At 57.7% G+C, this 25647-nt stretch carries 27 protein-coding genes and 2 tRNA genes; 19 read left to right on the plus strand and 10 right to left on the minus strand.

The window, feature by feature from the left end; genetic code table 11:
• Positions 1–9: 9 nt before the first annotated feature.
• The 5 genes from METLA_RS22210 to METLA_RS0117530 all read right to left on the minus strand — a co-directional run bounded on the left by METLA_RS22210 (position 10) and on the right by METLA_RS0117530 (position 3508).
• The gene (locus METLA_RS22210) at positions 10–288 is read right to left on the minus strand and encodes a type II toxin-antitoxin system RelE/ParE family toxin (RefSeq protein WP_084480178.1); all 279 of its coding nucleotides are present in this window, start codon (positions 286–288) and stop codon (positions 10–12) included.
• Between the two features lie 197 nt (positions 289–485).
• Positions 486–1649: a slipin family protein gene (locus METLA_RS0117515; RefSeq protein ID WP_024299779.1), complete on the minus strand. Its 1164-nt coding sequence runs from the start codon at positions 1647–1649 to the stop codon at positions 486–488.
• Positions 1650–2037: 388 nt separating this feature from the next.
• A tRNA-Met gene (locus METLA_RS0117520) sits at positions 2038–2107 on the minus strand.
• Positions 2107–2181, minus strand: a tRNA-Arg gene (locus METLA_RS0117525). Before METLA_RS0117525 ends, METLA_RS0117520 begins: the two co-directional genes overlap by 1 nt.
• Positions 2182–2281: 100 nt before the next feature.
• Positions 2282–3508 (minus strand): RtcB family protein, encoded by a 1227-nt coding sequence (locus tag METLA_RS0117530; protein WP_024299780.1) that lies wholly within the window; start codon positions 3506–3508, stop codon positions 2282–2284.
• A 217-nt stretch (positions 3509–3725) separates the two neighbouring features.
• Here METLA_RS0117530 and METLA_RS0117535 point away from each other — a divergent pair, with 217 nt between their 5' ends.
• The 8 genes from METLA_RS0117535 (at position 3726) to METLA_RS0117575 (ending at position 10187) form a co-directional block, all read left to right on the plus strand.
• Entirely contained in the window at positions 3726–4025 is a 300-nt protein-coding gene (locus METLA_RS0117535) for a hypothetical protein (RefSeq protein WP_024299781.1), read from the plus strand.
• Between the two features lies 1 nt (position 4026).
• Positions 4027–5622 (plus strand): RNA repair transcriptional activator RtcR, encoded by a 1596-nt coding sequence (rtcR, locus tag METLA_RS0117540; protein WP_024299782.1) that lies wholly within the window; start codon positions 4027–4029, stop codon positions 5620–5622.
• An 84-nt stretch (positions 5623–5706) separates the two neighbouring features.
• Positions 5707–5967, plus strand: a complete 261-nt coding sequence (locus METLA_RS0117545; protein ID WP_024299783.1) for an AbrB/MazE/SpoVT family DNA-binding domain-containing protein — start codon at positions 5707–5709, stop codon at positions 5965–5967.
• Positions 5954–6385, plus strand: a complete 432-nt coding sequence (locus tag METLA_RS0117550) for a type II toxin-antitoxin system VapC family toxin (protein WP_024299784.1) — start codon at positions 5954–5956, stop codon at positions 6383–6385. The genes METLA_RS0117545 and METLA_RS0117550 overlap by 14 nt, the downstream gene beginning before the upstream one ends.
• 292 nt (positions 6386–6677) lie before the next feature.
• Complete coding sequence (locus tag METLA_RS0117560; protein WP_024299786.1) at positions 6678–8228, plus strand: SulP family inorganic anion transporter; 1551 nt, start codon at positions 6678–6680, stop codon at positions 8226–8228.
• Positions 8229–8305: 77 nt separating this feature from the next.
• Positions 8306–8983 (plus strand): hypothetical protein, encoded by a 678-nt coding sequence (locus METLA_RS0117565; RefSeq protein ID WP_024299787.1) that lies wholly within the window; start codon positions 8306–8308, stop codon positions 8981–8983.
• Positions 8984–9832, plus strand: a complete 849-nt coding sequence (locus METLA_RS0117570) for an amidohydrolase family protein (protein ID WP_024299788.1) — start codon at positions 8984–8986, stop codon at positions 9830–9832. It abuts the gene before it with no gap.
• A 7-nt stretch (positions 9833–9839) separates the two neighbouring features.
• Positions 9840–10187, plus strand: coding sequence for a hypothetical protein (locus METLA_RS0117575; RefSeq protein ID WP_024299789.1), 348 nt, complete (start codon positions 9840–9842; stop codon positions 10185–10187).
• A gap of 9 nt (positions 10188–10196) precedes the next feature.
• Here the strand turns inward: METLA_RS0117575 and METLA_RS21560 are convergent, their stop codons facing one another.
• The 3 genes from METLA_RS21560 to METLA_RS0117590 form a co-directional block, all read right to left on the minus strand.
• Positions 10197–11117 (minus strand): phosphatidate cytidylyltransferase, encoded by a 921-nt coding sequence (locus tag METLA_RS21560; RefSeq protein ID WP_024299790.1) that lies wholly within the window; start codon positions 11115–11117, stop codon positions 10197–10199.
• A 65-nt stretch (positions 11118–11182) separates the two neighbouring features.
• Positions 11183–11872 (minus strand): CDP-alcohol phosphatidyltransferase family protein, encoded by a 690-nt coding sequence (locus tag METLA_RS0117585; RefSeq protein WP_024299791.1) that lies wholly within the window; start codon positions 11870–11872, stop codon positions 11183–11185.
• A 24-nt stretch (positions 11873–11896) separates the two neighbouring features.
• On the minus strand, positions 11897–14440 hold the full coding sequence (locus tag METLA_RS0117590) for an AMP-binding protein (protein ID WP_161635427.1): 2544 nt from the start codon (positions 14438–14440) through the stop codon (positions 11897–11899).
• Between the two features lie 298 nt (positions 14441–14738).
• On the opposite strand from METLA_RS0117590, the gene glcE reads away from it, so the two are divergent.
• The 8 genes from glcE (at position 14739) to METLA_RS0117635 (ending at position 22060) form a co-directional block, all read left to right on the plus strand.
• Positions 14739–15809, plus strand: a complete 1071-nt coding sequence (gene glcE, locus METLA_RS0117595; protein WP_024299793.1) for a glycolate oxidase subunit GlcE — start codon at positions 14739–14741, stop codon at positions 15807–15809.
• Positions 15809–17020 (plus strand): glycolate oxidase subunit GlcF, encoded by a 1212-nt coding sequence (gene glcF / locus METLA_RS0117600; RefSeq protein ID WP_024299794.1) that lies wholly within the window; start codon positions 15809–15811, stop codon positions 17018–17020. Before glcE ends, glcF begins: the two co-directional genes overlap by 1 nt.
• Positions 17021–17264: 244 nt before the next feature.
• Entirely contained in the window at positions 17265–17519 is a 255-nt protein-coding gene (locus METLA_RS0117605; protein ID WP_024299795.1) for a PA3496 family putative envelope integrity protein, read from the plus strand.
• A 132-nt stretch (positions 17520–17651) separates the two neighbouring features.
• The gene (locus tag METLA_RS0117610) at positions 17652–18230 is read left to right on the plus strand and encodes a PilZ domain-containing protein (RefSeq protein WP_024299796.1); all 579 of its coding nucleotides are present in this window, start codon (positions 17652–17654) and stop codon (positions 18228–18230) included.
• Positions 18231–18279: 49 nt separating this feature from the next.
• A complete protein-coding gene (gene birA, locus METLA_RS0117615; RefSeq protein WP_024299797.1) occupies positions 18280–19275 on the plus strand; it encodes a bifunctional biotin--[acetyl-CoA-carboxylase] ligase/biotin operon repressor BirA in 996 nt (331 codons plus the stop codon).
• Positions 19272–20003 (plus strand): type III pantothenate kinase, encoded by a 732-nt coding sequence (locus tag METLA_RS0117620; RefSeq protein ID WP_024299798.1) that lies wholly within the window; start codon positions 19272–19274, stop codon positions 20001–20003. The genes birA and METLA_RS0117620 overlap by 4 nt, the downstream gene beginning before the upstream one ends.
• Positions 20000–21439: a hypothetical protein gene (locus tag METLA_RS0117625; RefSeq protein WP_024299799.1), complete on the plus strand. Its 1440-nt coding sequence runs from the start codon at positions 20000–20002 to the stop codon at positions 21437–21439. Before METLA_RS0117620 ends, METLA_RS0117625 begins: the two co-directional genes overlap by 4 nt.
• A 429-nt stretch (positions 21440–21868) precedes the next feature.
• A complete protein-coding gene (locus METLA_RS0117635; protein ID WP_024299800.1) occupies positions 21869–22060 on the plus strand; it encodes a hypothetical protein in 192 nt (63 codons plus the stop codon).
• A 273-nt stretch (positions 22061–22333) separates the two neighbouring features.
• Here METLA_RS0117635 and lpxD read toward each other — a convergent pair whose 3' ends face one another.
• Both lpxD and moaC read right to left on the minus strand, forming a co-directional pair.
• Positions 22334–23374, minus strand: coding sequence for a UDP-3-O-(3-hydroxymyristoyl)glucosamine N-acyltransferase (lpxD, locus tag METLA_RS0117640; protein ID WP_024299801.1), 1041 nt, complete (start codon positions 23372–23374; stop codon positions 22334–22336).
• A 181-nt stretch (positions 23375–23555) separates the two neighbouring features.
• Positions 23556–24032 carry a cyclic pyranopterin monophosphate synthase MoaC gene (gene moaC, locus METLA_RS0117645; protein WP_024299802.1) on the minus strand — a complete coding sequence of 159 codons (477 nt, stop codon included), beginning with the start codon at positions 24030–24032 and terminating at the stop codon, positions 23556–23558.
• Positions 24033–24106: 74 nt separating this feature from the next.
• Between moaC and moaD the strand changes: the two genes are divergently transcribed.
• From moaD to METLA_RS0117660, 3 genes are read left to right on the plus strand one after another with little or no spacing between them, the layout of a single operon-like run.
• Positions 24107–24340, plus strand: coding sequence for a molybdopterin converting factor subunit 1 (moaD, locus tag METLA_RS0117650; RefSeq protein WP_024299803.1), 234 nt, complete (start codon positions 24107–24109; stop codon positions 24338–24340).
• Between the two features lies 1 nt (position 24341).
• On the plus strand, positions 24342–24797 hold the full coding sequence (locus METLA_RS0117655) for a molybdenum cofactor biosynthesis protein MoaE (RefSeq protein WP_024299804.1): 456 nt from the start codon (positions 24342–24344) through the stop codon (positions 24795–24797).
• An 8-nt stretch (positions 24798–24805) separates the two neighbouring features.
• Positions 24806–25624, plus strand: a complete 819-nt coding sequence (locus METLA_RS0117660) for a DUF2797 domain-containing protein (RefSeq protein ID WP_024299805.1) — start codon at positions 24806–24808, stop codon at positions 25622–25624.
• The last annotated feature ends 23 nt before the right edge of the window (positions 25625–25647 follow it).

Below are 25647 nucleotides of genomic sequence, written 5' to 3' on the forward strand. Positions count from 1 at the left end.
GCGGGCCTCCTAATGATAATCAACAATTTCCACATCCGCCGCGCCGGCAGACGTCCAGCGAAAGCAGATGCGAAACTGGTCGTTTATTCTGATGCTATGCTGTCCTTTTCGGTCTCCTATTAACGATTCCAGATGATTTCCGGGTGGAACTCTTAAGTCCTCAATATTTTCGGCGATTTGCAATTGCCTAAGTTTACGCAAAGCAACTCTTTCAAAGTTTGCGAAGCGTAGAACTCGGCTGCCGTCTGCGAGAGCCTCCGTATCTTTGCATTTGAATGAAACGATCATGTTGGGCGATAGTAACGCGTAACGATAATAGCGTCAAGCGAGGCTAGCCCCTGATTTGTTCCAGGAAAATAAACGTACCGGTAACATGTCATCGGGATTGGCTGTAGAGCCCTGTAGACATTCCGTGCGAACCTTAGGATTCCTTGGATTGGTCCGTATTGCCGTTTAGCTTTGCTGCATTGCTTGATATGGCTACACTAAACCGGATTCGTTTTATCTATCAGTTTCACCATTCCATTCATCACGCTATCCAATCCGCCATAAACATTCAACGTATTGATCCGCGCGGTGATTTTTTCGAGCGACTCCAACTCCTTCAAACGCAACAGAATCGGATTGCCCTCCATCACCTTGGCGGTATTGTGCAACGACCGGGTCGCCTGGGTTTCTTCCTGGCGTTTGATCAGGTTCGCTTCGGCCATTTTTTGTGCCTCGACGACCTGGGTCAAAATCGCTTTCATGTCGCCGGGCAGGACGATGTCGCGCGCGCCGACCGATTTGACTTCGATGCCGTAAACTAAGGCTTTCGTTGCCACGATCTCAAGAATCTGCCGGTTCAGCGAGTTCTTGTCGGCCAGGAGTTCGTCCAAGGTTTGCGTGCTGACGACCGTGCGCAGGGCCAGTTGCAGTTCGCGGTACAGATACTCCTTCGCGTCGGCCAGTTCCGCGCGGGCTTTTTCCGCTTCCCTGATCTGCCAGGTCGCAGACAGATTCACGCGCAGGCTGACCTTGTCCTTGGTCAAGATTTCCTGGCCATTTACTTCCATGTTTTGCAGACGCAGGTCGAACAGGGTCAGCGTCGGATTATGATTGAACCGCCACCAGGCATGTACTCTCGCGCTCAACACCGCCTGGATTTCGTTGTCCACGGCCAGGAAACCGACGTGATGGTCGGGAATGTTGAAGATCGCGATCGCATTCAGCGCGGCTCGCTTCAGCATGTCTTCCTTCGCATTGCACAATTGCGCGGCGAGCGGCTTCGGCAGGGCCAGTTCCCGGCTGATGTCGAGTTTATCGATCCGAATTTCGTTCTGCGTTTTCCAGTACGCGCCCTGTTGGCCCGGCGCCTTGATGTCTTTCAGCACGTTGTTTTGATAGACCAGGCCGACTTCGTTGTCGGTCGTTTCCCAAAGCTGCAAGTGCGGCGCAAAGGTTTGCGCGTGCAGTTGCGCGAGGTTCAACAGATCGCCGCCGACGGTTTGTTGCAAGGCATTCGTGATCGTGACGATCTGCAACTGGTAGCGGTTCAGCCAGTCCCAGAGCCGGTAGACGCCGGGAGACAGGACCTTCACGAACTGCTGATCCTTGAACAACAGGCCGCGCTGGGCTTCGGTGATGATCATTTTCTTGTTAATTGACATCATATTCTCCGTAAAACATATGGCCGTGAAGATTCACTCCAAAGTAGGGTGGATAAGCGCAGCGCATCCACCTTATAGGTCTTGGTGGTGGATGCGCTTTGCTTATCCACCCTACGCCATTTAATAAGTGAAGGTTGGCGGAACCTCCGCATCGACGCGGGCTGCTGGCGCTCCAACCGGTGGGCGTCGCGCGTCCTGCGCGGCGCGCGCTGGCCGATCTTCGCCGGCAGGCTTTGCCGATGTTGCTTTGGGTTCGGATTGCGGCATCCCGGCCGACATGCGCTAAACGAGCCGCATGCTGCTTCCTTGAAGAATCCAAACTCGCGGCCCGGAGGTCCGCCATGGCCCTTGCGGGCCGGTTTATCAAGCTACCTTGGTAAGGTAAGTTTGCTAGCCGGCGTCGAACCGGCGACAGACTGATGATGAGTCAGTTGCTCTACCCACTGAGCTATAGCAATGGTGCCGCCGGCAGGATTCGAACCTGCGACATCCGCGTCGGGCGCGGCGCTCTTCCTGGCTGAGCTACGGCGGCGTTTGGCGTCTTGTTGTCATCGATACGCGCTGCGTTAAACGCTCGCGTCAGGCAGGCTTTGGAACCTGCGCCGCTGCTGACAACGGCTCGCCAAATTCGGTTATCCCTTGACGCAGACGACCGGCTTCAAGGTGTGCACGATTTCGACCAGATCGGCCTGCGCGGCCATCACTTGGTCGATCGGCTTGTAGGCGGACGGCGTTTCGTCGATCACCTCACTGTCCTTGCGGCACTCGACGCCGGCGGTCGCCTCGATATGCTCTGCCAGCGACACGCGCTTCTTCGCCTCGGTGCGCGACATCACGCGGCCAGCGCCGTGGCTGCAACTGCAAAAGCTTTCCGCGTTGCCGAGGCCCTTTACTATGAACGATTTCGCGCCCATGCTGCCCGGAATGATCCCCATTTCGCCGAGCCGCGCGCTAACCGCGCCTTTTCGGGTCACCCAGACGTTTTCGCCGTAATGATGCTCGCGGCGAATGTAGTTATGGTGGCAGTTGACCGCTTCGACATGCGTCTCGAACGGGATTGCCAGCACGTCGCGGAGCGCCCGCACGGTTCGCGCCATCATCACCTCTCGGTTGATTCGGGCGAAATCCTGCGCCCAGGCGACCGCTTCGATATAGTCTTCAAAATGCGCGCTGCCTTCCGGGATATAGGCCAGATCGCGGTCCGGCAGATGGATGAACCAGCGCTCCATGTCATGTTTTGCCTGAGCGATGAAGTGCGAGCCGATCTTGTTGCCGACGCCGCGCGAACCGCTGTGCAGCATGATCCAGACCGCATTGTTCTCGTCGAGACAAATCTCGATGAAATGGTTGCCGGTGCCGAGCGTTCCGAGCTGCTTCAGGTTGTTCGTTTTTATCAGGAACGGATGTTTTTCGCACAGGCGGTCGAAACGGTCGTGTAGCGGTGTCCAGGCAGTCAATACGTCTTCGGGCGGCTCGTGCCAGCTTCCCTTGTCGCGGGCGCCGCGCGCGATTTTTTGCAGTCCATGCGGAACCAGCGTTTCGATCCGGCTGCGCACCGCTTCCAGAGAGTCCGGCAACTGGCTTGCGCTCAGGCTGGTTTTTGCAGCCATCATCCCGCACCCCAGATCGACGCCGACCGCGGCAGGAATCACCGCCCCAATCGTAGGTATCACGCTGCCGATCGTCGCGCCTTTTCCCAGATGCACGTCCGGCATCACAGCGATCCATTTGTGGATGAACGGCATCGTGGCGATATTCCGTAATTGCTGTTTGGAGTTGTCGTCGAAGCTGACGCCGCGCGTCCAGGATTTGATCGGATGCCGGCCGGGTTCGTGCAGGACTTCGTAAAGGGTGGTCATCGCTTTTTTTTCCTTGTTAATGGTTGACACATTGGATATAGCAATACGGGTGCCAATAGTCGAAATGATTCGGTGAATATTTGTAAAGCTATGTCATATAAGTAAAATATTTGTCGGCTTGAGTGATGTGTCAAAGAAAGGGAAAAAACCGTTTATGCTATAGTTATCCAGAAAGATAAAATACGATCGATAAAAATAGATTGACTCGGTGCTCGGCATGATGAAGCGGATAGTTAAATTAGGCTTGGTAGCATTCTGGGTTTTTACACAGGCTCGTGCGCAGGAAACGACGCTGACAGGCCAGAATGTCGTGCATTTTAAGTATCCCCGTGACTTTATCGAAACCAGTCGATTTGTAAGGCAAGGGAAATTAACGCAAGACGGCATGTGCGAGTTTGTTTCGACCATGCGCCTCAAGCCCGGCGAGAGGATCGTTCAGAAAGTAATCGCTTACGACCCGACATGTTGCAAATCGCTGATCGTCCAAGGCCGGCATCAAGACAAGGGTAAACGGTGACATGAAGACGGTTTTGATCGGTTTGTTGGGTGCCCGCCTGGATCACGGCGGTTTGGGCCGAAAACGCCACGAACGCTGGCGGCCGACCGTATCATTGGTCATGCACGATAGCTTGCCGGTCGACGAGTTCGTCTTGCTGCATCATCCGGGCGAGCAGCAACTGGCCGACATCACGGTCGCGGACATGCGCGCGTTGTCGCCGAATACTGAGATCACGACCCATCTGGTCGATTATGCCGATCCGTGGGACTTTGAACAGGTTTACAGCCAGTTGCTCGACTTTACACGTAGCTATGCCTTCGATCCGGAGCAGAGCGAGTATTACGTTCATATCACCACCGGCACCCATGTCGCGCAAATCTGTCTGTACCTGTTGACCGAAGCAAACTATTTGCCGGGTAAATTGCTACAGGCTTCGCCGAGCAAGGAAGGGGTGCAGGGCAGTTACCGGATCATCGACCTGGATTTGTCGCGCTACGACCAGATCGCCTCGCGTTTCGAGAAGGAGGCCCGCGACGGCATCGCCTATCTGAAAAGCGGCATCGAGACCCGCAATGCCGCATTCAACCGGCTGATTTCGCAGCTGGAGCAGGTGTCGATCAAGTCGTCCGCGCCGATGCTGTTGACCGGCCCGACCGGCGCGGGCAAATCGCGCCTCGCCAAACGCATCTACGAATTGAAAAAACAGCGCGGCCAGGCGACCGGGCGGCTGGTCGAGGTGAACTGCGCGACCCTGCGCGGCGACAATGCGATGTCGGCGCTGTTCGGCCATGTCAAAGGCGCGTTTACCGGGGCGCTGAGCCCGCGCATGGGGCTGCTGCGCGAGGCGGACAAGGGAATCTTGTTTCTCGACGAAATCGGCGAATTGGGTTTGGACGAACAGGCGATGCTGCTGCGCGCGGTCGAAGACAAGGTGTTCATGCCGCTGGGCGGCGATCGTGAAACCGGCAGCGATTTTCAATTGATCGTGGGCACCAACCGCAATCTGTACGAACAGGTACGCACGGGGCAATTCCGCGAGGATCTGCTGGCGCGGATCAATCTCTGGACCTACGAATTGCCGGCGTTGAAGCAGCGCATCGAGGATTTCGAGCCGAATCTCGAACACGAATTGCAGCAGTTCACGGTCAAGGCTGGCTACAAGGTCAGCTTCAACAAGGCGGCGAGGGCGCAATATCTGGCTTTTGCCTATTCTGCCGAAGCCCTGTGGCGGGCCAATTTCCGCGATCTGAATTCCAGCGTGACTCGGATGGCGACCTTGGCGACTGGCGGGCGGATTACCGAGGACATCGTGACGGGCGAAATCGAGCGGCTCAAACAGGCGTGGTCCGGATTCATTCGGGAAAAGACTTGTGCTACGGAGATATTGGCTGAAGTCTTGCCGGCGGAGACGCTCAGCGAGCTGGATTTGTTCGACCGGATGCAGCTTGCCGAAGTCGTGAGGGTATGCCGCGAAAGCCGCAGCATGGCCGAGGCGGGGCGGAAGTTGTACAACGCCAGCCGCAATCTAAAAGCCAGCGTGAACGACAGCCACCGCTTGAAACAATATTTGCAGCGCTTTGGGCTGACGTTTCAGGCGGTTTGCATGCAAGGTTGACGATCAGTTAGCTTCCATACCCGAATGGACAATGGCATTGAAAGTGGTACACTTCGTCTTACAGTGTAAGAGGGGCTATTCGCCATGCAAACCGTCACCGTTTCCGAAAAAGGCCAGGTTGTGATTCCTGCGGATATCCGCCGCCGCTTGGGGATCACGCCGGGCTGCCAGCTTGAATTCATCCTGGAAGGCAATGCCTTGCGCGTCGAAGTGAAGCGCCGGGTTCAACCGAGCCTCCCCGAAGAGGGTTATGGCATGCTGGTTTGTAAAAAAACCGGAGAAAGACGCTTGTCCGAATTCGATGTCGCCGAGGCGATGCGTGAGACGCGCGATGATTGCGATTGACACCAATATCCTGGCGCGCTTTTATGTGGATGCCCCCCATGATCCCGAGGCGGTAAAACAACGGCCGATTGCCCGGCGCATCATGATCGAATCGCCCCAATTATTCGTACCCCTGACGGTGGTGTTGGAATTGGAATGGGTACTCAGAGCCTTCTATGGTTTCGGCAGCGGTGATTTTGCGCGCGTCATCCGGCATTTGTTAGGGCTTGCCAATGTCAGCGTCGAAAGCTGGCCGGTCGTCGCCGATGCCTTGGAGCTGCATGCCGAAGGCCTGGATTTTGCCGACGCGCTGCATCTACTGGCCAGCAAGCACTGCGATATTTTTTATAGCTTCGACGACCGGCGTTTTGCGCGGCGTGCATTGAAAATGGGGCTCAAACCCGTTGTCACGGTGCCGGCAGAAAATGCTCAGTCATAAATTATTTACTGATGTTACGCTCGATTAATATCCACGAAAGACACGAAAAAATAGATGGGGATATTTGGTTTAAAGAAGAGTATTACAAAATGCCGTGTTTGATGTGTATCAGGAAAGTGCATAAGGCACGGATGCTGAATTATCTGAAAGAGACGGGAATGTGCTTGAGTTTTCCGGTCAACTTTGGCCGCTATTCGAAAGCAACGGTTGAACGGATTGTGCTATGAAATTTTTCGTGCCTTTCGTGTTTTTCGTGGACAATGCATAAACATCAGTTATTTAGGATTTCTCGGTGAAATGGTTCGTACGCGCCGACATCGACGGCTTTTTCGGTCTGGCTTTGGATAATCTGGTGCAGTTGCTGGTGATCGTCGGTTTGTGCGGTCACGTGTTGGGCTTTTCGGACGATCTGATCTATCGGCACATTTTGCCAGGCGCGGCGGTATCGGTATTGTTCGGCAATATCTTTTACGCTTATCAGGCCAAACGCCTGGCAGCGGCGACCGGCCGCGACGATATTTGCGCCTTGCCTTACGGCATCAACACCGTGTCGCTGTTCGCGTATATTTTTCTGGTGATGCTGCCCGCGAAGTTGGTCGCGGAAGCCAGCGGGGCTGCAAATCCGGAAACGATCGCCTGGCAGGCGGGCTTGTTGGCCTGTTTCGGCTCCGGCCTGATCGAGCTGGGCGGCGCGTTCGTGGTCGAGAGGCTAAGAAAGGCGACGCCGCGCGCGGCCTTACTGTCCACCCTGGCCGGCATTGCACTGACCTTCATTGCGCTCGGGTTTTTGTTCCGCGCCTATGCGCATCCGGTCGTCGGCCTGGTCACGCTGGCGGTAATCCTGCTGGTTTATTTCGGCCGGCTGCGCTTTCGCGGCAATCTGCCGGGCGGCTTGGTGGCGGTGATATTGGGCGTCTTATTGTCCTGGGGGATGGGGCTCGCGCCGGTCGGTCCGTTGCCGGATAATCCGATCCGTTGGTATTGGCCGCTACCGGTGGCCGGTGATTTGCTGCAGGCCCTGGTTTCCAGGGATAGCCTGAGCTATCTGTCCGTGATCGTGCCGATGGGGCTGTTCAATCTGATCGGCTCGCTGCAAAACATCGAATCGGCCGAAGCGGCCGGCGACAGCTATCCGACGCGTTCTTCGCTGGCCGCGAACGGCATTGGCACACTGGCGGCCAGCCTGTTCGGGTCCTGCTTTCCGACCACGATCTATATCGGCCATCCGGGCTGGAAGGCGATGGGCGCCCGCGCCGGCTATTCGATATTGAACGGCGCCTTCATCACGCTGATCTGCCTGACCGGCAGCCTGTCCTACATCGCCTGGGCGGTGCCGATCGACGCCGGCATGGCGATCGTGTTATGGATCGGCATCGTAATCGCGGCGCAGGCATTCCAGGAAACCCCGAAAAGCCATGCGCCGGCGGTCGTGATGGGGCTGTTGCCCGGCATCGCGGCCTGGGGCGCGTTCATGGCCAAAAGCGGGGTGCGCGCGGCGGACTACGGCGGCGAACCGATGCCCGCCTTCTCGGACGCAGTGCTGGCGCGTTTTGCACAGGCCGATATCTGGATCGGCGGCGCCTTTGCGCTGGAACAGGGTTTTATTTTTAGCGCGATGATCTTGGCCGCGTTGACGGTCGCGGTGATCGAGCGTCATTTCATCAAGGCCGCGCTTTGGTCGGGTTCGGCCAGCCTGTTGTCCGCATCGGGTCTGATGCATTCCTACCGCTGGACACCCAGCGATACTGCGTTGGCGTTGACGCCGGCATGGGAATGGGCTTTGGCCTATTTGCTGATGGGGCTGATATTTTTGAGCGCAAAGTGGCTGCTGGTTGAGGATTGATAGCGGAATTTAATGCGCATTCCGCAATCGAATCCACTATTGGCGGTAAGGGGCCGGTGAAGACGGGATCATCGACGATGGAAAAAGAAGCGCTGGTGATACTGACCGGCATTACCGCTGACGCTAGCAAAAAGGCGCATGTGCGGGATTATTTTCGGGACAACACCGAATACGAAGTTTTCCTGCCCCGGCTTTGCCAATTTTTCGGGATTGATGGGTCGGCACGGCAGCTGGCCTGGTTTCTTGAATGGTATAAGATCGAGCGGTATGCGCGCTGCCATTTTATTTGCTATATATCCGGAGGGTTCATCTTGCGTCAGGCCTTGAGCGTGAAGCCGATAGTGAATTTGGGGCGCGTCGTTTATCTGCGTTCTCCGTTTCAGGAGGCGGTTCCGGAGTTGGTCATCGAACAGCTGGGATCGATTGCGGCGGCATTCAGCAACGGCAAGATGCTGTTCGATCTGGCATCCCGCGATAAGGACCAACTGCCGGTCATTCAAGCGGAAGATGGCGTGATCCTTGAGAAAGGCGTATCTAATATGGCCGCGCAGCTGGGCATCAGAGCGGACCAGTTCGACGCCTATCGCCACCGCGAAGCCTTTTGTCTTCCTCCATCGAAGACGGTTTTCTGTACCGAATTGAGCCACGATCAGGTTTACACCACGGATGCGCTCTTGGCCAGGATCGCGGTTTTTCTGAAATCAGGCGGCTTTACCGGCGTTGTGCCGGCTGATCCGCAGAAGAGGCCGTCTTAGATGATCATCGACGGACACCGGCATATCGTTGGCGATTATGCGCCGATCCTGCAACGAATGGACGCATTAGGCATAGCCGAGACCGTTCTGGTCGGTGTCGGCGTCCGCAACCTCGATTTGATCACCCTTCACGATTCACTTCTATTCCGCAGCCATCTGCTGTTTCGGACTCTAGGCATGTTCAAGGCGCGGCAGCTGGTCAATTCGCGCGCTTTCCGCGAGAACCTGCTCGGCGACCCGCGCAACGAGGATGCGCTGCGGGCCGTGCGCGAACGTCCGGACCGATTTTACGGTTTTGTGTTTATCAATCCCGAATCGCCCCATGCCTTGGCGGAGCTTCGGCGCTGCCTTGCGCAAGGGTTTCGGGGCATCAAGCTGGCCTTGGTGCAATATCCGACCGATCTGCGCGGCAAGAACATGATCGCTCTGTGCGAAATGGCCCGAGAAAGCAGGATTCCTGTGTTCATGCACCTCGGCATTTCTTCGGCCTCGGCGGAGCCGGAATGGCTGGCCGAAGCGTTTCCGGACGTCACCTTCATCATCGCGCATGCCGGCGTGCAGCGCTTCGAGGAAACGATCGCATTGGCGCGGCGGCTCGACAACGTCTATGTCGATACCTCAAGCTATATCGCAACGACCCAAAAGCTCAGGCGCCTGTGCAAAACGATCGGCGCCGGCAAGCTGATATTCGGCTCCGATGTGCCGGTGATGTGCCAGGATGTGGGGGATGCCTTGGCGAAGATTGATGCGCTAAGTCTTCCGGCATCGGAGAAAGACAAAATACTGGGCGGAAACCTGGCAGCGATCCTCGCGCAAACCGGTCATCTGACGACAACATCCCTGAGTTGAGGCTGATATGGAAACACCCATCATTTCGGTACTATTGTTCGTGTTCGCCGCAGTCGCCGGAGCGGTCGGCCAGTTTCTTTACAAGACCGGCGCCGATGCGGCGGGCGGCGGCATCCTCTCGTATATATTGAATGCCCGGCTGTGGGCCGGCGTCGTCTGCTACATCAGCGTGATGGTGTCGTTCATCGCCGCCTTTAAAAAAGGCGGATCGCCGACCGTCCTGTATCCGGTTTATGCGTCGACATTCATCTGGGCGGCCCTGATCGGACTGTTCGCCTACGGCATTCCGATCAAGCCGGTCAATATTGCCGGCATGGCCTGTATCGTGCTGGGCATGTATTTGATGGGACGTTAATCCCGTCCGTTACTGGGTCAGGCGCAAAAAATAATAGGTCAGCGGCGCGACCAGGATCAGGCTGTCGATCCGGTCCAAGAGACCACCGAAGCCCGGCAGCCAGTCGCCGGCATCCTTGACGCCGGCTTCCCGTTTGATCGCCGATTCGAACAAGTCGCCCCATAACGAGCCGATCGCGATGATCGGCGGCAGCGAGATCAATAGAAAGGCGTAAGACGACTGCGGCAAGGCAAAGCCCATTAGCAGGGTTCCGGCATAGGCGCCGATCAGGTTGCCCGCCACCCCTTCCCAGGTTTTATTCGGACTCAGGGCCGGCGATAATTGATGACGGCCAAACAGCTTGCCGACCGCGAACGCGCCGTTATCGCTGAGTGCGACCGACGCGCCGAGGACCAAAAGAATCCCCGAACCTCCCGGAATGTGGACCGCGATCAGCAGCAAATGCGCGAGCAGCCAGGCAATGTACGCCCAACCGAGCGTCGACAGGGCCAGTTGCCGGACGCCGCCGGCAACCGCCTGGAAGGCAAGCGGCTGTGCGACGGCGACCAATAGCAGCAACGGGGCCAGGAGAAAAAATCCGTCGAGCGACAGCACCGCAACCGGCGCCGCGATCAGGGTCATGCCGAGCAGCACGTTGCGATAGGCCGGTGCCAGGCTGACCAGCGCCGCATATTCCCGGATGCCTTGCCAGGAGATCGCGGTGACCAGCAGGCATAAAGTTAGAGGGCCGCCGAGCACGGCACCCAGGAAAAGCGGCGCGATGATGGCCCAGGTCCGCCACTTCAGGAATAACGAGGCTTGCAGTATCCGGCCTAAATTCCTGCGTTCGACCCAAAGAATCAGCGCCAGACTGAGGCCCAGCAGAATCAGGATGCGGTAGGCTGCCGGCAGAAACAAGGGGCTGTCGATGGGGTTTGCCGGTAGCATCATCGCGACTTATCCTAATGTGATCAAAAAATCATGTATTTTTAAGGTGTAATCGTTTTGCCGATTCGTCAATCGTTTGCCGAAGCGCGCAGATAACGAGCCGCGCGCCGGAGTCGCAAGACCGCCGTCAGGAGGCTGCCCGCACAAATGATCGCCAGGGCCAGGCTGATCAACCCCAAGGGCTGCGTATCGCCGAACGTGGGATGCCAGTGCTCGGGCGTAAATCCCAGGTAGGCCGCGGCGGCGATGATCACCGCCATGCGCTGGGGTTTTGCCATCGGGCCGCCAAAATCGCTCGGCGCGCCGACGCTTCTGACCGCGACGCGGACATAGGCGGTAAATACCGCGAGCGCGGCAGTGATATAGCCCAGATCCACATGGCCGCCGGCGCTGTAGCCGGCCCCGACCAGAATGATGAAATCGGCGATGCGGTCGGGAATCTCGTTATACAACGCGCCCAGCGGCGAGCCTTTCCCCCATTCGACCGCGACCATGCCGTCCAGCATATTACAAATCAGGCGCAGTCCCGCCATCGTGCCGGCGACGATCCACAACAGATGGCTTTGGATGGGGCCGGCGCCTGCGGTCAGACCGAAGGCAAGCCCGCTGACCAGGGCCGCCAGCACCCCGCAGATCGAAATCGTATCGGGCGAAACATTGGCCTGCGCCAACCAGCGCGCCGCCTTTTTTGACCAGCGGTTTTCGCGCGCCGGCACGGAGCGCCGGTCGGCGTTCTTCGAATTACTGTCATTTGGCATGTCGTCCTCGCTAGCGCTCAGGTTTCAGGCGGATTCGTCACTGGGTTCGTCAAGCAATTGTAACAGGGCCGCATGCAAGATGCTTGTGGCGTCCTGTTTTTCGATGCTGGACGGGATAGTGACCGGCGCCCCAAAATGCACGCGAACCTGGTGACGGTGCGGCCAGACGGCTCCCTTCGGCAGGATTTGGTAGCCGCCGCTGACCGCGACCGGCACGATCGGAACGCCGAGCCCCGTGGCTAGATACCCGATGCCGGGTTTGAAGTCCAATAATCGGCCGCTCGTCGAGCGGGTTCCTTCGGGGTAAATCAACACCGACCAGCCCTTGTCGATCAATTCGCCGCAATATTCGAGGCTGGTGCGGATCGAGCCTTCGCGCGTGAACGGAAAGGCGTTGATCGCGAGCGGAAGCGAGATTGCCAGCAGGCGGTTGCTGAAAAAATAATCGGCCGCGGCCGCGACGGCCAATTTGCTGCGAATCGGCGCCGGCAGCGCGCGCAGGATCGAAAGCGTGTCGACATGGCTGCTGTGATTCGCGATAAACAGCGCGGGCAGGGCAAGATCGCTGAGGTTCTCGGCACCGGTGACGGTGAACGAACGGCTTACCAAGCGATGGGCAGGGAACGCGATCGCTTGTTGCAGCAAACGGCGCGCCGCGCCGGCCGCTCCGGTCAACGGCCAAGCCGGGAATCTTTCCGCCGCCGTGGCTTTCTCGCTGCGTTTGACCAAGTCTTCGAGATCGCCGACGCGGCGGATGCCGATCAGGTCGGCATCATCGAGATGTACGCCCAGTTTCTGTTCCAGCAATACCGCCAACTCGACCCGGTCCAGCGAATCCAGTCCCAAATCCAGATCCAGATCGGAGCTTTCCGAGATCGATTGCAGCGGAACCTTGCAGACGGTAGCCAATAATTGTTCCAGGGTGGCCAGTTCTCCGGGGTCAGGAAGCTGATTTGCCGTGTGCATGTCCCGCGGATTTTGATTCAGCAGCGCCTCCCGCACTTTCCAGCGCTGGATTTTCAGCAACGGCGTGAGCGGAAAGTCGCCGTGCCAAATTCTTACGGCGGCGATTCTCTGATGCGGGGCCAGCTTCGCATTGGCTAAGCGTACCGCATGGTGGGCGATGTGCATTTGTTCCGCCGGTTCTTCGGTATCTTCCGATAACCGCAGGACCGCGGTGAGACAGTCAGACCCCGCGGCATCGGGCAATGCCATCACGATGCAGCCGGCGACGCCGGGCTCGGCTTCGACGATCGGTTCGATGTCTTCCGGAAAGACGTTCAGGCCGCTTGCCAGCACGATCGAATTGTTGCTGCGCCCTTTCACATAGAGTTCGCCGTGTGGCCCGATTTCGCCGAGATCGGCGGTCCGGTAGTAATGATCCTGGGTGAACGCGGCGCGGGTCGCTCCCGCGTTTTTCCAATAGCCCTGAGTGACATTGTCCCCTTTGACCAGGATTTCGCCTTGCTCCGAGAGTTTGACTAGGATGCCAGGCTTTGGCCAGCCGACAGCGCCCTGAATTCTTCGATCGAAATGGTTGGTCGCAATTACCGGCGCGCATTCCGTTGCGCCGTATCCCTGTACAACGCGGATGCCGAGATGTTCCAGATGCTGTTCCAAATGCAGAGGCAACGCCGCGCCGCCGCAGACGAAAAATTCCGGCAAGCGGGCTGCCTCGGGAAATAACAGATCGGTGAAAAATCGTCGCCAGCCAAACGGCAAATGCCGACCGAGTCGAGGCCAATGCTGCCATAACCGTTTTTGTCCGTTGCCGATGATCGCTGTTTCGATCGCGCCGAGCAGCAGGGTCAGTAGCTGCGGCACCGCCACGACGCCGTGAATCTGCTTCTTCGCGAGTTTTTGCAGAATGGCCGAGGAATGCCGGCCGTCCGGGTAAAACAAAGTTGCGCCATGCAGCAAGGGCGCAAACAAGCCGACAGTCTGTTCGAACAGATGCGAGAGCGGCAGCAGCGATAGAAAGCGAACCTCGGGCCATGACGGATAGACGTCCTGGATCGCTTGTATGCTGAAGAGAATGTTGCGATGGGTCAGAATGACCCCTTTCGGTTGGCCGGTCGTGCCGGATGTGAAGATAATCTCGGCGACATCGTCGGGTTGGGGACTGAATGCCAGGGCCGCCTCCGGCCGTTCGGACCAGTCCAGATCGGTCAAATTGATCTGTGGTATGGCGGGAGGCTGCGCTGCCGCATTACTGCCGATAAATGCCGAGGCTTCGACCGATGCGGCGATACGGGCAATGAAATCCGGAGAAGAATGCTGGTCAAGCGGCACAATGATCACCCCGGCGACCAAACACCCCAGATAAACGGCTACCAATTGCGGATCGTTGAAGCCCTGAACCAGGACTTTGGAACCGGGAGGCAACCGGTAATCTTCACGTAGTTGGCGCGCCACATGCCTCGCGACCCGGTTCAGGCGTGCGTAACTCCAGACATCGTCGCGCAGCCCTGAACGCTTGATCAGGGCCGGCCTGTCGCCAAAGGTCTCGGCTATCTGAGCCAAAAGCTCGGCCAACGTGGTTGTCGTGGATCTGATTTCCGCCTGCATAGTTCTCAGTTTCCCGTGCTTAAATTGCCGTGGTTGAAATGAATTGTAATTCGCGCGGCATGCACGGATCAATGGGCGGGATGATGCTTTCAGCGCGGCTTGGGAAAAGCTGTATCCGGCATCTCCATAGTCGAAGAATTTCTGATAGCGGCTGTGCCGGGTGCTGATGCGCCGGGCGAGCATGATTGTGAACCAGTATTGTTCGGTGCGCGCGGCAATTTGTTATTGACCTGAGAAGCCCATCCCATCGACAATCTGTCCTACCCATGCTGGATAAACTCTTTAACTCCACTTCCCGATGACGGCGGCGTCCAACGACCATACTCAAAGTCTGCAACAGCGCGTCGCGCGGGCGATGGCTGCCAAAACGCCGCTTTTTATCACCGGCGGCGGCAGCAAGGCTTTTTACGGCAGGGAAACGGCCGGCGAGCGATTAAGCGTGAGCAGTCATCGCGGCATCGTCAATTACCATCCGTCCGAATTGGTCGTGACCGCGCGTTCCGGCACTCCGCTTTCGGAGCTTGAGCAGACGCTCGCCGAACGCGGCCAGATGCTCGCTTTCGAGCCGCCGCATTTCGGCGCTTCGGCGACCCTGGGCGGCACGATCGCCTGCGGGTTTTCGGGACCCCGGCGGCCCTTTGCGGGCTCGGCCCGCGATTGCGTGTTGGGTTGCAAGATCATCAACGGCAAGGCGGAAGTGCTGGCGTTCGGCGGCGAGGTGATCAAAAACGTCGCGGGTTTCGACGTGTCGCGGCTGATGGTCGGCGCGCTCGGCACGCTGGGCGTGCTGCTCGAAATCTCGCTGAAAGTGCTGCCGTTGCCCGAAACCGAGCTGACTTGTGTGCTTGAACTGCCTCTTACCGAGGCCTTGACTAAAATGACAGAACTGGCTTCAGGGCCTTTGCCGGTTTCGGGGCTCAGTTATGACGGGCGCCTGCTGCATGTCAGGCTGTCCGGCGGCGAGAAGGCGGTCAAAACGGCCGCGCTGCGCATCGGCGGCGGGGCTGTAACGGCCGATAGCGCTTATTGGCATGATTTGAACGATCAGCGGCTCGATTTTTTCGCAACCGAAATGAATATCTGGCGCTTGAGTGTGCCGCCTGCGGCCGAGCCATTGGCGCTTGCGGGCGACTGGATTTATGACTGGGGCGGCGGTTTGCGCTGGCTCAAGACGGCGGCACCGGCAGAGGCGGTGTTTGCGGCGGCCGAACAGGCGCGCGGGCATGCGCTGCGGTTTAAAGGCAAAGAGCGAGGCGGCGAGGTGTTTCAGCCTTTGAACGGCAAATTGAGGCAACTGAATCAACAGGTCAAACAGGCGTTCGATCCTTACGGCCTGTTCAATCCCCATAGACTGTATCAGGATTGGTAATGCATACCCGGTTGGCCGATCATATCGACGCAACGCATCTCGACGCATCGGGGCGCGGCGAACTGGAAGCGATATTGCGCGCCTGTGTGCACTGCGGGTTTTGCAATGCGACCTGTCCGACCTATCAACTGCTCGGAGATGAACTGGACGGCCCGCGCGGACGCATTTACCTGATCAAGCAGGTGCTCGAAGGCCAGACCGCGACGCGGTTGACGCAGACGCATCTGGACCGCTGCCTGACCTGCCGCGCCTGCGAAACGACGTGCCCTTCCGGCGTGCAATACGGGCGCCTTCTGGACGCGGGCAGGGACATCGTCGACCGGCAGGCGGGGAGAGGGGTTATCGATCGCTTGAAGCGCAATGTCCTCGTGCGGGTGTTTCCTTATCGGCGCCGGTTTGAATTATTGCTGAAGATGGCGCGCCGGCTCAGGCCGCTGTTGCCGCCCGATCTGAACAGCAAGATTCCGCACGCAACGCCGCAAGGCCCCTGGCCGCGATCGAAGCATGCGCGCAAGATGGGGATTCTGCCGGGTTGCGTGCAGCCTGCGCTGGCGCCGGCTATCGATCTGGCGGCAGCCAGGGTGCTGGACAGGCTGGGCATTGCGTTGCTGCAAGTGGAGAATGGCGCCTGCTGCGGTGCCTTGCCTTATCATTTGTCGGCGCAGGACAGGGCGCTCGCGCTGGCGCGCAAAAATATCGATGCCTGCGTTCCTTATCTGGAGCAAGGCATGGAGGCGATCGTATCGACCGCGTCGGGTTGCGGCGTGATGGCGAAGGATTACGGCCGCTTATTCAAAGAGGATCCTGTCTATGCCGAAAAAGCCGCGCGCTTTTCGGCGGCGGTCAAGGATATTGCGGAAGTGCTGGCCGGTGAAGACTTGTCTTGCTTCCAGGCCAGCGGCCACAGCATCGCCTTTCAGTCCCCCTGTACGCTCCAGCATGGGCAAAGGCTCAAGGGTCTTCCCGAAGCGATTCTGCAAAAGATCGGTTATCGCTTGACGCCGGTCAGCGACGCGCATCTGTGCTGCGGTTCGGCCGGCGTTTATTCGTTACTACAGCCTGAATTGTCCGTAAAATTACGCGATGGCAAGCTGCAAGCCTTGCAGGCCGCTCGGCCGGATCTGATCGCGACCGCCAATGTCGGCTGTTTGACACATTTGCAAGCGGCTTCTCAGCAAAAAGTCGTGCATTGGATAGAATTATTGCACTAGCGGCTTGAAGCGCTGCGGCTTCTAAACGGCCTGGATTGTGTAAGGCATTGATCCGGTTGATGTTGCGGATGATGGGGAGGCGGGATGCGGAGAAGGCGGCGGCGCGGCGTTTGCCGTCGAGCAAAATTTCGGCGGCGCGCGTCGGTTCCAGGAAGGCCCAGTGGAATTTGACGGGTTTAATTATTTTTTCTTTACAACAGTCTTTAAGATAATTATAAATCGCATTTTTATCGGTTGATTTTTTATGACGAAAGACACACAGCCATCCGCAGCGGAAAAACCCAAAGCCGAGCCCGAAATCGAAAAAAGCAAGCACGATGCCGATATCGAGATTGAAGATTATGACCTGCATTTGATCGATGAATACATCTCCTTTCCGACCGAAGATGAATCGGCCGTGAAAAAAATGGCGGCGCGCAGAAAAATTGAAATGTACTGGGAGGAAAAACGCCTCAGGGAACAGTTGGGCGATTTCGATGAAGGCGATCTCGATTTTTGATCGTGGCGAGAATGATGGATAGCCGCATCGCGCGCACGTTCGACGTGAGAAGGGTGTGATTTTGCGCAAAATTTATCATTTTCGGCCGCGTTTTTGCGGCACACTAAGCAGATTTCAGGAGTGCTAAGCCTCATGCCAGAAGCCGGAGACAGACGGCGATTTTTTCGTATCAACGATGAAGTCGATCTTTATTATCGAAAAATCGCCGGTCAGGAAGCGGCTGGGGTCAGCCACATCGATGAAAATGTGCTGACCGGTGATGCCTTGCCGCAAATCATGGCGGCGGTGGCGCAGGAAATGAATGGCCTGTTGAAGAGGATCGAGACGGCTGAGCCCGATGTCGCGGGCTATTTGAAATTGCTCAATTACAAGGTGGACATGCTGGCCGAGTTCCTGTCGCGGCAGCACGACCGGGCCGGAGAAAAAAACGCCTGCCATGTGAATCTGAGCGCGTCGGGTCTTGCCTTCGGCAGCGAGCTGCCTTTTAACGAAGGTGATTATCTGGAGGTGAAGATTCTGTTGCCGGCATCGCGGGCGCAGGTCACGACCTGTTGCCGGGTCGTTCAATGCCGGCAGAATCCGGAAAACGATCCGCGTTATCCGTATATCGTCAGCGTCGATTACCTGAACATGAAAGAAGAAGACCGCGAACTGTTGATCAAGCATGTGATTAAGCGCCAGCTGGCGCAGATTCGGGGGCAACAGGCTTGATGCCCGCGTATCGATCAAACCTTGCAGGCATGAGTGCAGCAAGACATCCGTGCTGATTTCCGACAGTCAAAAAAAAATCCTGGCCCTATTGGCCGATGGTGGATTTCATTCCGGCGCCGAACTGGCGGCGGCCTTGGGGGTCAGCCGTTCCGCGGTCTGGAAACAGTTGAACGGGCTGGAGTCTCTAGGGGTTCAGCATGCGGCGGTCAGCGGCAAGGGCTATCGTCTGTCCCGGCCGATAGAGCTTCTGGATAGCGCCAAAATCCTCGGCCATCTCGGTGAACAGCACCGGGCTCAGATTTCCAGGCTCGAAATTCACGATCAAATCGACTCCACCAATACCCATCTGAGCAGCCTGGCGCGGCAAAATGCGCCTTCGGGCTCTGTCTGTCTCGCGGAGCGGCAAACCGCCGGCAAGGGCCGGCGCGGCCGGCAATGGATTTCACCCTATGGCAGCAACATCCTGCTGTCCATCCTCTGGCGTTTTCAGCACGGGCCGGCCGCGATTTCGGCGTTGAGCCTGGCGATCGGCGTCGCGGTGATTCGGGCGCTACGGCGGCAGGGCATCGACAATGCCGGCCTGAAATGGCCGAACGACATTTACAGCGAAGGCAAAAAGCTGGGCGGTATTCTGATCGAGGTGGCGGGCGAAAATGAAGGCCCCTGTTATGCGGTGACCGGCCTCGGCCTGAACCTGTTTCTGCCGGAGGAAGAAGCCCAATCTATCGATCAGCCGTGGACCGACCTCGGCCGCATTGCCGGCGGCCGGCTCATCGGCAGGAATCAACTGGCCGGCGAATTGATCAGCCAGTTGCTGAAGGTGCTGACCGGATTCGAGCAGACCGGCCTTGCGGCCTATCTGGACGAATGGCGGGAATACGATTGCTTGCGCGGCGAGTCGGCCAGCGTCTTTATCGGCGCGCAGCAGTTCGACGGCACCCTGGAAGGCATCGATGCCCAGGGATTTTTGTTGATGCGCGATGCGGATGACAGGCTCCGCGCCTTTGCTTCCGGCGAAGTCAGCTTTCGGCGCGCGTTTCCGTGAATCTGCTGGTCGATATCGGCAACTCCCGCCTGAAATGGGCGACATCGGGGCCGGGCGGACTGGCCGCAGGCTCCGCGTTGGCGAATGCTACACTGACCGAAGCCAGCCTGGCCGAGGTCTGGCGCGGCATACCGCCGCCCGAACGGCTGGCCATCGCCTGTGTCAGCGCCCGCCGGCTTGCCGGGGTCACGCGTTCGGTCGCAGGCAGTCTATGGCCCGGCATCACGATCATCGAAGCCAAATCCGAGGCCGAGGCATTCGGCGTCAGGAACGCCTATCTCCAGCCCGAAAAACTCGGCGTTGACCGTTGGCTGGCCTTGCTGGCGGCGCGCCGCCATTACGCGTTGCCGGCCTGCATCGTCGATTGCGGAACCGCGATCACGGTCGATCTGCTCGACGCGCACGGCCTGCACCTCGGCGGCATGATTTGCCCCGGCCTGGAGCTGATGAAGAAATCGCTCTCTGCCGGCACCGAGGCGCTGGGCTACGAGGCTTCGGCCTTTGCGGTGGGCCCCGCGAACCATACCGGCGCGGCCATTTACAGCGGCGTGCTGAGCGCTGCGGCCGGCCTGATCGAACATGTTTTTTCCGCGCAACCCGAACCCTGTCAGTTGCTGTTGACCGGCGGCGATGCGCAGTTGATCGCAGGCCAGCTCGGCTGCGCCTGTCGGACCGATGCCGATCTGGTGCTCCGCGGACTGTCCCTGCTTGTCGAATCATATCTATGAAATCAGTCTTTTTTCTCGTGCTTTTGGCGAATTTGACCCTGTTGATGTACGAGTACCACCGCGGTGCCTTTGATCAGGCGGCTGCTGTGCCTGCGCCGGATGCGGGCATGCCCCGGGAGGCTATCGTGTTGGCGGGAGAGCAGGAAGAGCCGCCTGCAGCTGCCCAAGCCAGCCTTGCGGCATCAATGCAGGATCAAAGTCGTATGCAAGAGGCCAAGGAGGCGGCATCGCAGAACACCCCGCCCGCCGCATTCGCCTGTTACCAGGCCGGACCCTTTGCGAATGCGCAGGTATTGAAGGCCTGGAGTCAAGCCGCCAAGGAAGTTCAAGGCGACGTCAAGCCGATCATGCGCAACGGGCAGGACATCATCGGCTATCTGCTGCTTTACCCGGTCACGGGCAGCCCGGAGGACATGAAGGTCGCGATGCAAACCTTACGCGAACAGGGTCTTCGTGACGCCTATCCACTCGCCGCGGGCGACTATAAGGGCTATATTTCGCTCGGCATGTTTCACCGGGAAGCCCAGGCTGCACGCATGCAAAGTGACTTGCGGGGCAGGGGCGTCGAGGCGGTCGTCAAGCCACGCTTCAAGGAGGCGGCGCAGAAATATGCTGTGTTTACAGGTCCCGTCGCGCTTGCCGGCCGCCTGAGTGAGTTGGGTAAACAATATCCGACGATACAGATGAAGGCGTTGCCCGATAACGATCCTCTGTGTTTGGAAAATCGCTCCGATCAATCGGATTCCTCCGCTGCGGAATTTGCCGGTAGCGGAGGGACGCAGACGACGGGGCAGACTCGGCAAGCTGATGCCGTAACCCCATCCGGCAATGTTGTCAGCGCCGAACATGCGGCATTGAAAGCCGTTGATCCGGTTGTGCAGCAAGCGCCCGGAAAGCCGGCGCCGAAGCTGCCGAGCGCTACGGCAGACGCAAAGCCTGCCAGACTCGTTTGTTACGAGGCGGGGCCTTTTTCGAATGAGCAAGGTCTGAGTGCCTGGCAGAGACAGGTTGCGGGTGTTAAGGGCCAGATGAAGCCGATATTCCGCGATGGCAAAGTGATCAGCGATTATCTGGTGCTGTATGCTTCATCGGGCAGCGCGGAAGGCACCAAGGCCACTATTCAACTGTTGCGAGCGCAGGGGCTTCATGATGCCTGGCCGTTGCCTTCCGGTGAAGAGAAGGGGCAAATATCGCTCGGGGTGTTCAATCGGGAAGAGAATGCCGTGCAAATGCAAAAAAGGCTGCTCGACAAAGGCGTCAATTCGATTGTGAAGCCGCGCTATAAGAGCAAACGGCAAAAGTTTGCGCTGTTTGCCGGTGCCGAATCGATTGCCGGCAGCCTGCAGGCGCTGGAAAAAAGCCATCCCGATATCAAGCTGCGCAGGATGGCGGATACCGAGCAAAACTGCCCCAAGAATCAATCCGTACCGCATTAACGGAACGGATTTTGAGGGTTGGGCAATGTTCCGCAGGGGGGGCTTTGTCAAAACCCTGAAAAAGAAGAGGGTGAAAGTCGCCCAGTTTTGTCGCTATTTTGAGGCGGCAAAGTTCGCAGGAGGGCGTCCGAAGTTTGTTTGGAGCTTTGCTTTAAGTTACGGTGTGCTTTAAAGAAATAACAATAGATTTCAATTTGTTGTGGCGGCTTTTTATATGTCTGGATGAGCCTTTTTTTTCGATGGGTGATTTTGGAAGCCATAGGCGATGGATTTTTTTTTTCATATGGCTTTGACACAGGGGCTTATCTCATGTTAAAAATTACGCCGTTGTTCAGATATAAACCGACAACCAACTCGTTAAAATTTTTGATGGGTTGCTCTCTTTGAGGAGAGGGGCTTATAAAATTAATAACTATAGAGGATTTAAAAATGGCTGAAGCACAAGAAAAAGATAACACCTGGATCATCGTTGGCGTTGCAATCGCATCAATCATCCTGCTGGTTGTATTGCTGAAGAAAGACGAAACGAAGCATCTGGAAAGCGGTACTGTTGCTCAAAGCAACGCAGAAGTTGATGCGAAATTGTCTCAAAGAAAAACCAAAAATACTACCGAACAATAAGAAGTAGTTCCCCCTGGCGGCGCTTGCCGGCAGGGGGATTTCTTTTCGCATAAAAAAATCCCCACTCCTCAACACTGATTCCGCCGGCCCCGCGGGAACAGATGTGATCCTCTTGATCGACTTATCCGATTGACCACTCCGCTTTTCCCGGTTCCGGGAAAAACGGCTCGCGGCTTGGCGATTTGTCGAATGAAAGAACCGCCCGCCGCTCTTCCTTATCACAGGAAGAAGGGCAGTCTCGATCCTTCGTAGCAAATCCTCATGACCTGGCGGCTAGGGTTCCTTCTGCAGTTCCTGTAATTTTTCCTCCAGCTGTTTGACCTTCTTGATCAGATCGGGCAATTTCTGTATCGCCAGCTGTTCCTTGTAAGCGGTTTTTTTATCTTTGGCCGGGCTGCCGAAATATTGTGCGCCCGCAGGAATGTCTCCGGCGACACCGGAGCGCGCCAACACCACAGCACCCTTGCCGATCGTGACATGGTCCGCGACGCCGGCGCTGCCGGCCAGAATCGCATAGTCGTCGATTGTGCACGAACCGGAGACGCCGGTCTGTCCGCACATGATCACATGCCGGCCGACCTTGTTGTTATGGCCGATCTGCACCAGATTATCGATTTTGGAGCCTGTGCCGATCACAGTGCTGCCCAAGGCGCCCCGGTCGATGCAGGTATTGGCGCCGATTTCTACGTTGTCCTCGATCCTGACATTGCCGATTTGCGGCACTTTGACATGCGCGCCGTTTCTGAATTTATAGCCGAAGCCGTCCGCGCCGATGATCGCGCCGGAATGGATGGTCACATGATCGCCAATCTCGACGTCGTCGTAGATCACAGCATAAGGATGGATGCGGCAGTGCTTGCCGATCTTGACGTTGCGGCCGAGGTAGGCGCCCGGCAGAATCGCGCTGTGATCGTCGATGCGGGTCTGTTCGCCGATCACCGCGTAAGGACCGATATAAACCGCCTCGCCCAGCGTCACATCGCTCGCAAGCACGGCCTGCGGTGCGATCTCGGGCGCATAGGTGCGTTCGGGATGCAGGCGTTTGACCGCCTCGATGAAGGCCAGTTCGGGGTCCTTGCAGACCAGCAACGCCAAGGTTTCGGGAACTTCCTGAACGGCAAAGCCTTCAGCGATCAAGCAAGCCGACGCGGCCGATTGTTGCAGGTGCGCGGCGTATTTGCTGTTGGTCAATTGCGTGACCTGCCCAGGTTCCGCGGAACTGATGTCGGCGGCAGAATGGATTATCTTGTCGGCGTCGCCGCCTTCGATACGGGCTCCGCAGAGTTCGGCTAGTTCTTTTACGGTTATTGGCATGGAGTTCTCGCTTTTTGCGTGGGTCTGATGTCGGTCTTGTCGGCCGGGTCAGGCGCGGCCGCAACCCGGCATATTGGATTCGAAACAAAGTCCAAGCGATGTTGGACTTCAGGGGTTCATTTGATGATCAGTTGGCGCCAAACAGCGCCGCCGAGGAATGCGGTGTCGGCGGCGGGCGGTATTAGCCGCGCCGCCAGCGGCCGGACTTGCCGCCGTCTTTCTCGACCAGGCGCACGGCCTGCATGGTCATGCCACGGTCGACCCCCTTGCACATGTCGTAAATGGTCAGCAGCGCAACTTGCACGGCGGTCAACGCTTCCATTTCGACGCCGGTCTGGCCGCAGGTCTTGACCAAGGTCTGGCAGCGGATGCGGCTGTGTTCCGCCTCGGCGCCGAATTCGACCGTCACATGCGTAATCGGCAGCGGATGGCAAAGCGGGATCAAATCGGCCGTTTTCTTGCTGGCCATGATGCCGGCAATCCGCGCCACGGCCAGCACGTCGCCTTTTTTATGTTCGCCCTTCAGGATCATGCTCAAGGTGGCTGGCTGCATCTCGATATAGCCCTCCGCGATTGCGGTGCGCTGGGTAATGGCCTTTTCGCCGACGTCGACCATGATCGCTTCGCCGGCCTGATTAAAATGTGGAGTATGCGTCACAATTCGGTAGAATAACTGATCAAAACGCTCGTTTTCGAGCACAAAGGCTGATTTTTATCATTGCGTGAAGGTTTATGTCAATCAAAGTTCGCTATTTTGCCAGTCTGAAGGAACGCGTCGGGCGTTCGGAGGACAATGTGTCGATCGCCGAACCTCTGACCGCGGACACGCTGTGGCGGCAATGTGTGCCCGAATTGCCGCCGCCGGAGCAGATCCTGGTCGCGATCAACCTGGATTATGCGGACTGGGACAGCCTTGTGAAGGATGGCGATGAGGTCGCGTTCTTTCCGCCGGTGACCGGAGGCTAGCATGCGGGTCAAAATTTCGATTGAGCCGTTCGATCCGTGGTTTGAGGCGCGCGCCTATCAAGACGCGGCCGGGCAAATGGCCGGCAAATTCGGCGCTTTGAGCCTGTTCGTCGGTACGATGCGCGATTTCAACGAAGGCGATGAGGTCGCCGGCATGACGCTTGAGCATTATCCCGGCATGACCGAGAAAGCGCTCGAAAAAATCGTGCAGGAGGCCGCCGAGTGCTGGCCGGTGCTCGATGCGCTGGTCGTACACCGGGTCGGCGATATCTTGCCCGGAGAGCCGATCGTGCTGGTCGCGGTGTGGACTTCGCACCGCGGCGATGCGTTCGATGCGAGTCGACACATCATGGAGGCGCTCAAGTCGAAGGCGCCGTTCTGGAAAAAAGAAAGATTGCAAGCCACGGGCGAGCGCTGGGTCGCCGAAAATACCGACGGCTATTTGAAAAGCGAGTGAGGCAAAGGATGTTGGGGGTATTGGACAAAATGCAGGTCAAATTGGAGCTGCCGGTAGAGTACCGCCTGCCGCTCGGCGATCAGACGGTGGAGTTGAACCCCTTGCTTGGGCAGACGATCAGGCTGCGCTACACCGGCAACATTTTTTGCGTGCACTGCGGCAAGGCGACCAAAAAAAGTTTCAGCCAGGGTTACTGCTACCCCTGCTTCATCAAGCTGGCGCAGTGCGACATGTGCATCATGAAGCCGGAAATCTGCCACTACGCGGCCGGCACCTGCCGCGAGCCGGCCTGGGGCGAGCAGTTCTGCATGCAGCCGCATATCGTCTATCTGGCCAATTCGAGCGGCATCAAGGTCGGCATCACCCGAGAGGGGCAAATCCCGACGCGCTGGATAGACCAGGGCGCGGTGCAGGCCCTGCCGATCTTCCGTGTGCCGTCGCGCCATGTGTCCGGCCTGATCGAAGTGATTATCGCCAGGCACATCAGCGACAAGACCCGCTGGCAGCAAATGCTGAAGAACCAGGTCAGTCCGGTCGATCTTCAGGCCGAGCGCGATAGGTTGCGGGAGCTATGCAGAGCCGAGCTGGATGAGCTGATCGCCCGGTACGGCAACCAGGCGATCGAATTTTTGACGGATCAACCCGGCGTCGATATCCGCTATCCGGTCGACCAGTATCCGGTCAAGGTCGCATCGTTCAATCTGGACAAAAACCCGGAAGTTGCGGGCGTTCTGCACGGCATCAAAGGCCAGTACCTGCTGCTCGATAGCGGCGTGATCAATATTCGCAAGTTTACCGGATACGAGGTCGAGTTTTCCGGAGCGTAGTTGATAAGCCGGCTTCGGAGTGG

This window comes from Methylomicrobium lacus LW14, assembly GCF_000527095.1.
GTDB lineage: Bacteria > Pseudomonadota > Gammaproteobacteria > Methylococcales > Methylomonadaceae > Methylomicrobium > Methylomicrobium lacus.

Coding starts and splice junctions, on each gene's coding strand:
- METLA_RS22210 (WP_084480178.1), bottom strand. CDS start 288: ATGATCGTTTCATTCAAATGCAAAGATACGGAGGCTCTCGCAGACGGC.
- METLA_RS0117515 (WP_024299779.1), bottom strand. CDS start 1,649: ATGTCAATTAACAAGAAAATGATCATCACCGAAGCCCAGCGCGGCCTG.
- METLA_RS0117530 (WP_024299780.1), bottom strand. CDS start 3,508: ATGACCACCCTTTACGAAGTCCTGCACGAACCCGGCCGGCATCCGATC.
- METLA_RS0117535 (WP_024299781.1), top strand. CDS start 3,726: ATGATGAAGCGGATAGTTAAATTAGGCTTGGTAGCATTCTGGGTTTTT.
- rtcR (WP_024299782.1), top strand. CDS start 4,027: ATGAAGACGGTTTTGATCGGTTTGTTGGGTGCCCGCCTGGATCACGGC.
- METLA_RS0117545 (WP_024299783.1), top strand. CDS start 5,707: ATGCAAACCGTCACCGTTTCCGAAAAAGGCCAGGTTGTGATTCCTGCG.
- METLA_RS0117550 (WP_024299784.1), top strand. CDS start 5,954: ATGATTGCGATTGACACCAATATCCTGGCGCGCTTTTATGTGGATGCC.
- METLA_RS0117565 (WP_024299787.1), top strand. CDS start 8,306: ATGGAAAAAGAAGCGCTGGTGATACTGACCGGCATTACCGCTGACGCT.
- METLA_RS0117570 (WP_024299788.1), top strand. CDS start 8,984: ATGATCATCGACGGACACCGGCATATCGTTGGCGATTATGCGCCGATC.
- METLA_RS0117575 (WP_024299789.1), top strand. CDS start 9,840: ATGGAAACACCCATCATTTCGGTACTATTGTTCGTGTTCGCCGCAGTC.
- METLA_RS21560 (WP_024299790.1), bottom strand. CDS start 11,117: ATGATGCTACCGGCAAACCCCATCGACAGCCCCTTGTTTCTGCCGGCA.
- METLA_RS0117585 (WP_024299791.1), bottom strand. CDS start 11,872: ATGCCAAATGACAGTAATTCGAAGAACGCCGACCGGCGCTCCGTGCCG.
- METLA_RS0117590 (WP_161635427.1), bottom strand. CDS start 14,440: ATGCAGGCGGAAATCAGATCCACGACAACCACGTTGGCCGAGCTTTTG.
- glcE (WP_024299793.1), top strand. CDS start 14,739: ATGACGGCGGCGTCCAACGACCATACTCAAAGTCTGCAACAGCGCGTC.
- glcF (WP_024299794.1), top strand. CDS start 15,809: ATGCATACCCGGTTGGCCGATCATATCGACGCAACGCATCTCGACGCA.
- METLA_RS0117605 (WP_024299795.1), top strand. CDS start 17,265: ATGACGAAAGACACACAGCCATCCGCAGCGGAAAAACCCAAAGCCGAG.
- METLA_RS0117610 (WP_024299796.1), top strand. CDS start 17,652: ATGCCAGAAGCCGGAGACAGACGGCGATTTTTTCGTATCAACGATGAA.
- METLA_RS0117625 (WP_024299799.1), top strand. CDS start 20,000: ATGAAATCAGTCTTTTTTCTCGTGCTTTTGGCGAATTTGACCCTGTTG.
- METLA_RS0117635 (WP_024299800.1), top strand. CDS start 21,869: ATGGCTGAAGCACAAGAAAAAGATAACACCTGGATCATCGTTGGCGTT.
- lpxD (WP_024299801.1), bottom strand. CDS start 23,374: ATGCCAATAACCGTAAAAGAACTAGCCGAACTCTGCGGAGCCCGTATC.
- moaD (WP_024299803.1), top strand. CDS start 24,107: ATGTCAATCAAAGTTCGCTATTTTGCCAGTCTGAAGGAACGCGTCGGG.
- METLA_RS0117655 (WP_024299804.1), top strand. CDS start 24,342: ATGCGGGTCAAAATTTCGATTGAGCCGTTCGATCCGTGGTTTGAGGCG.
- METLA_RS0117660 (WP_024299805.1), top strand. CDS start 24,806: ATGTTGGGGGTATTGGACAAAATGCAGGTCAAATTGGAGCTGCCGGTA.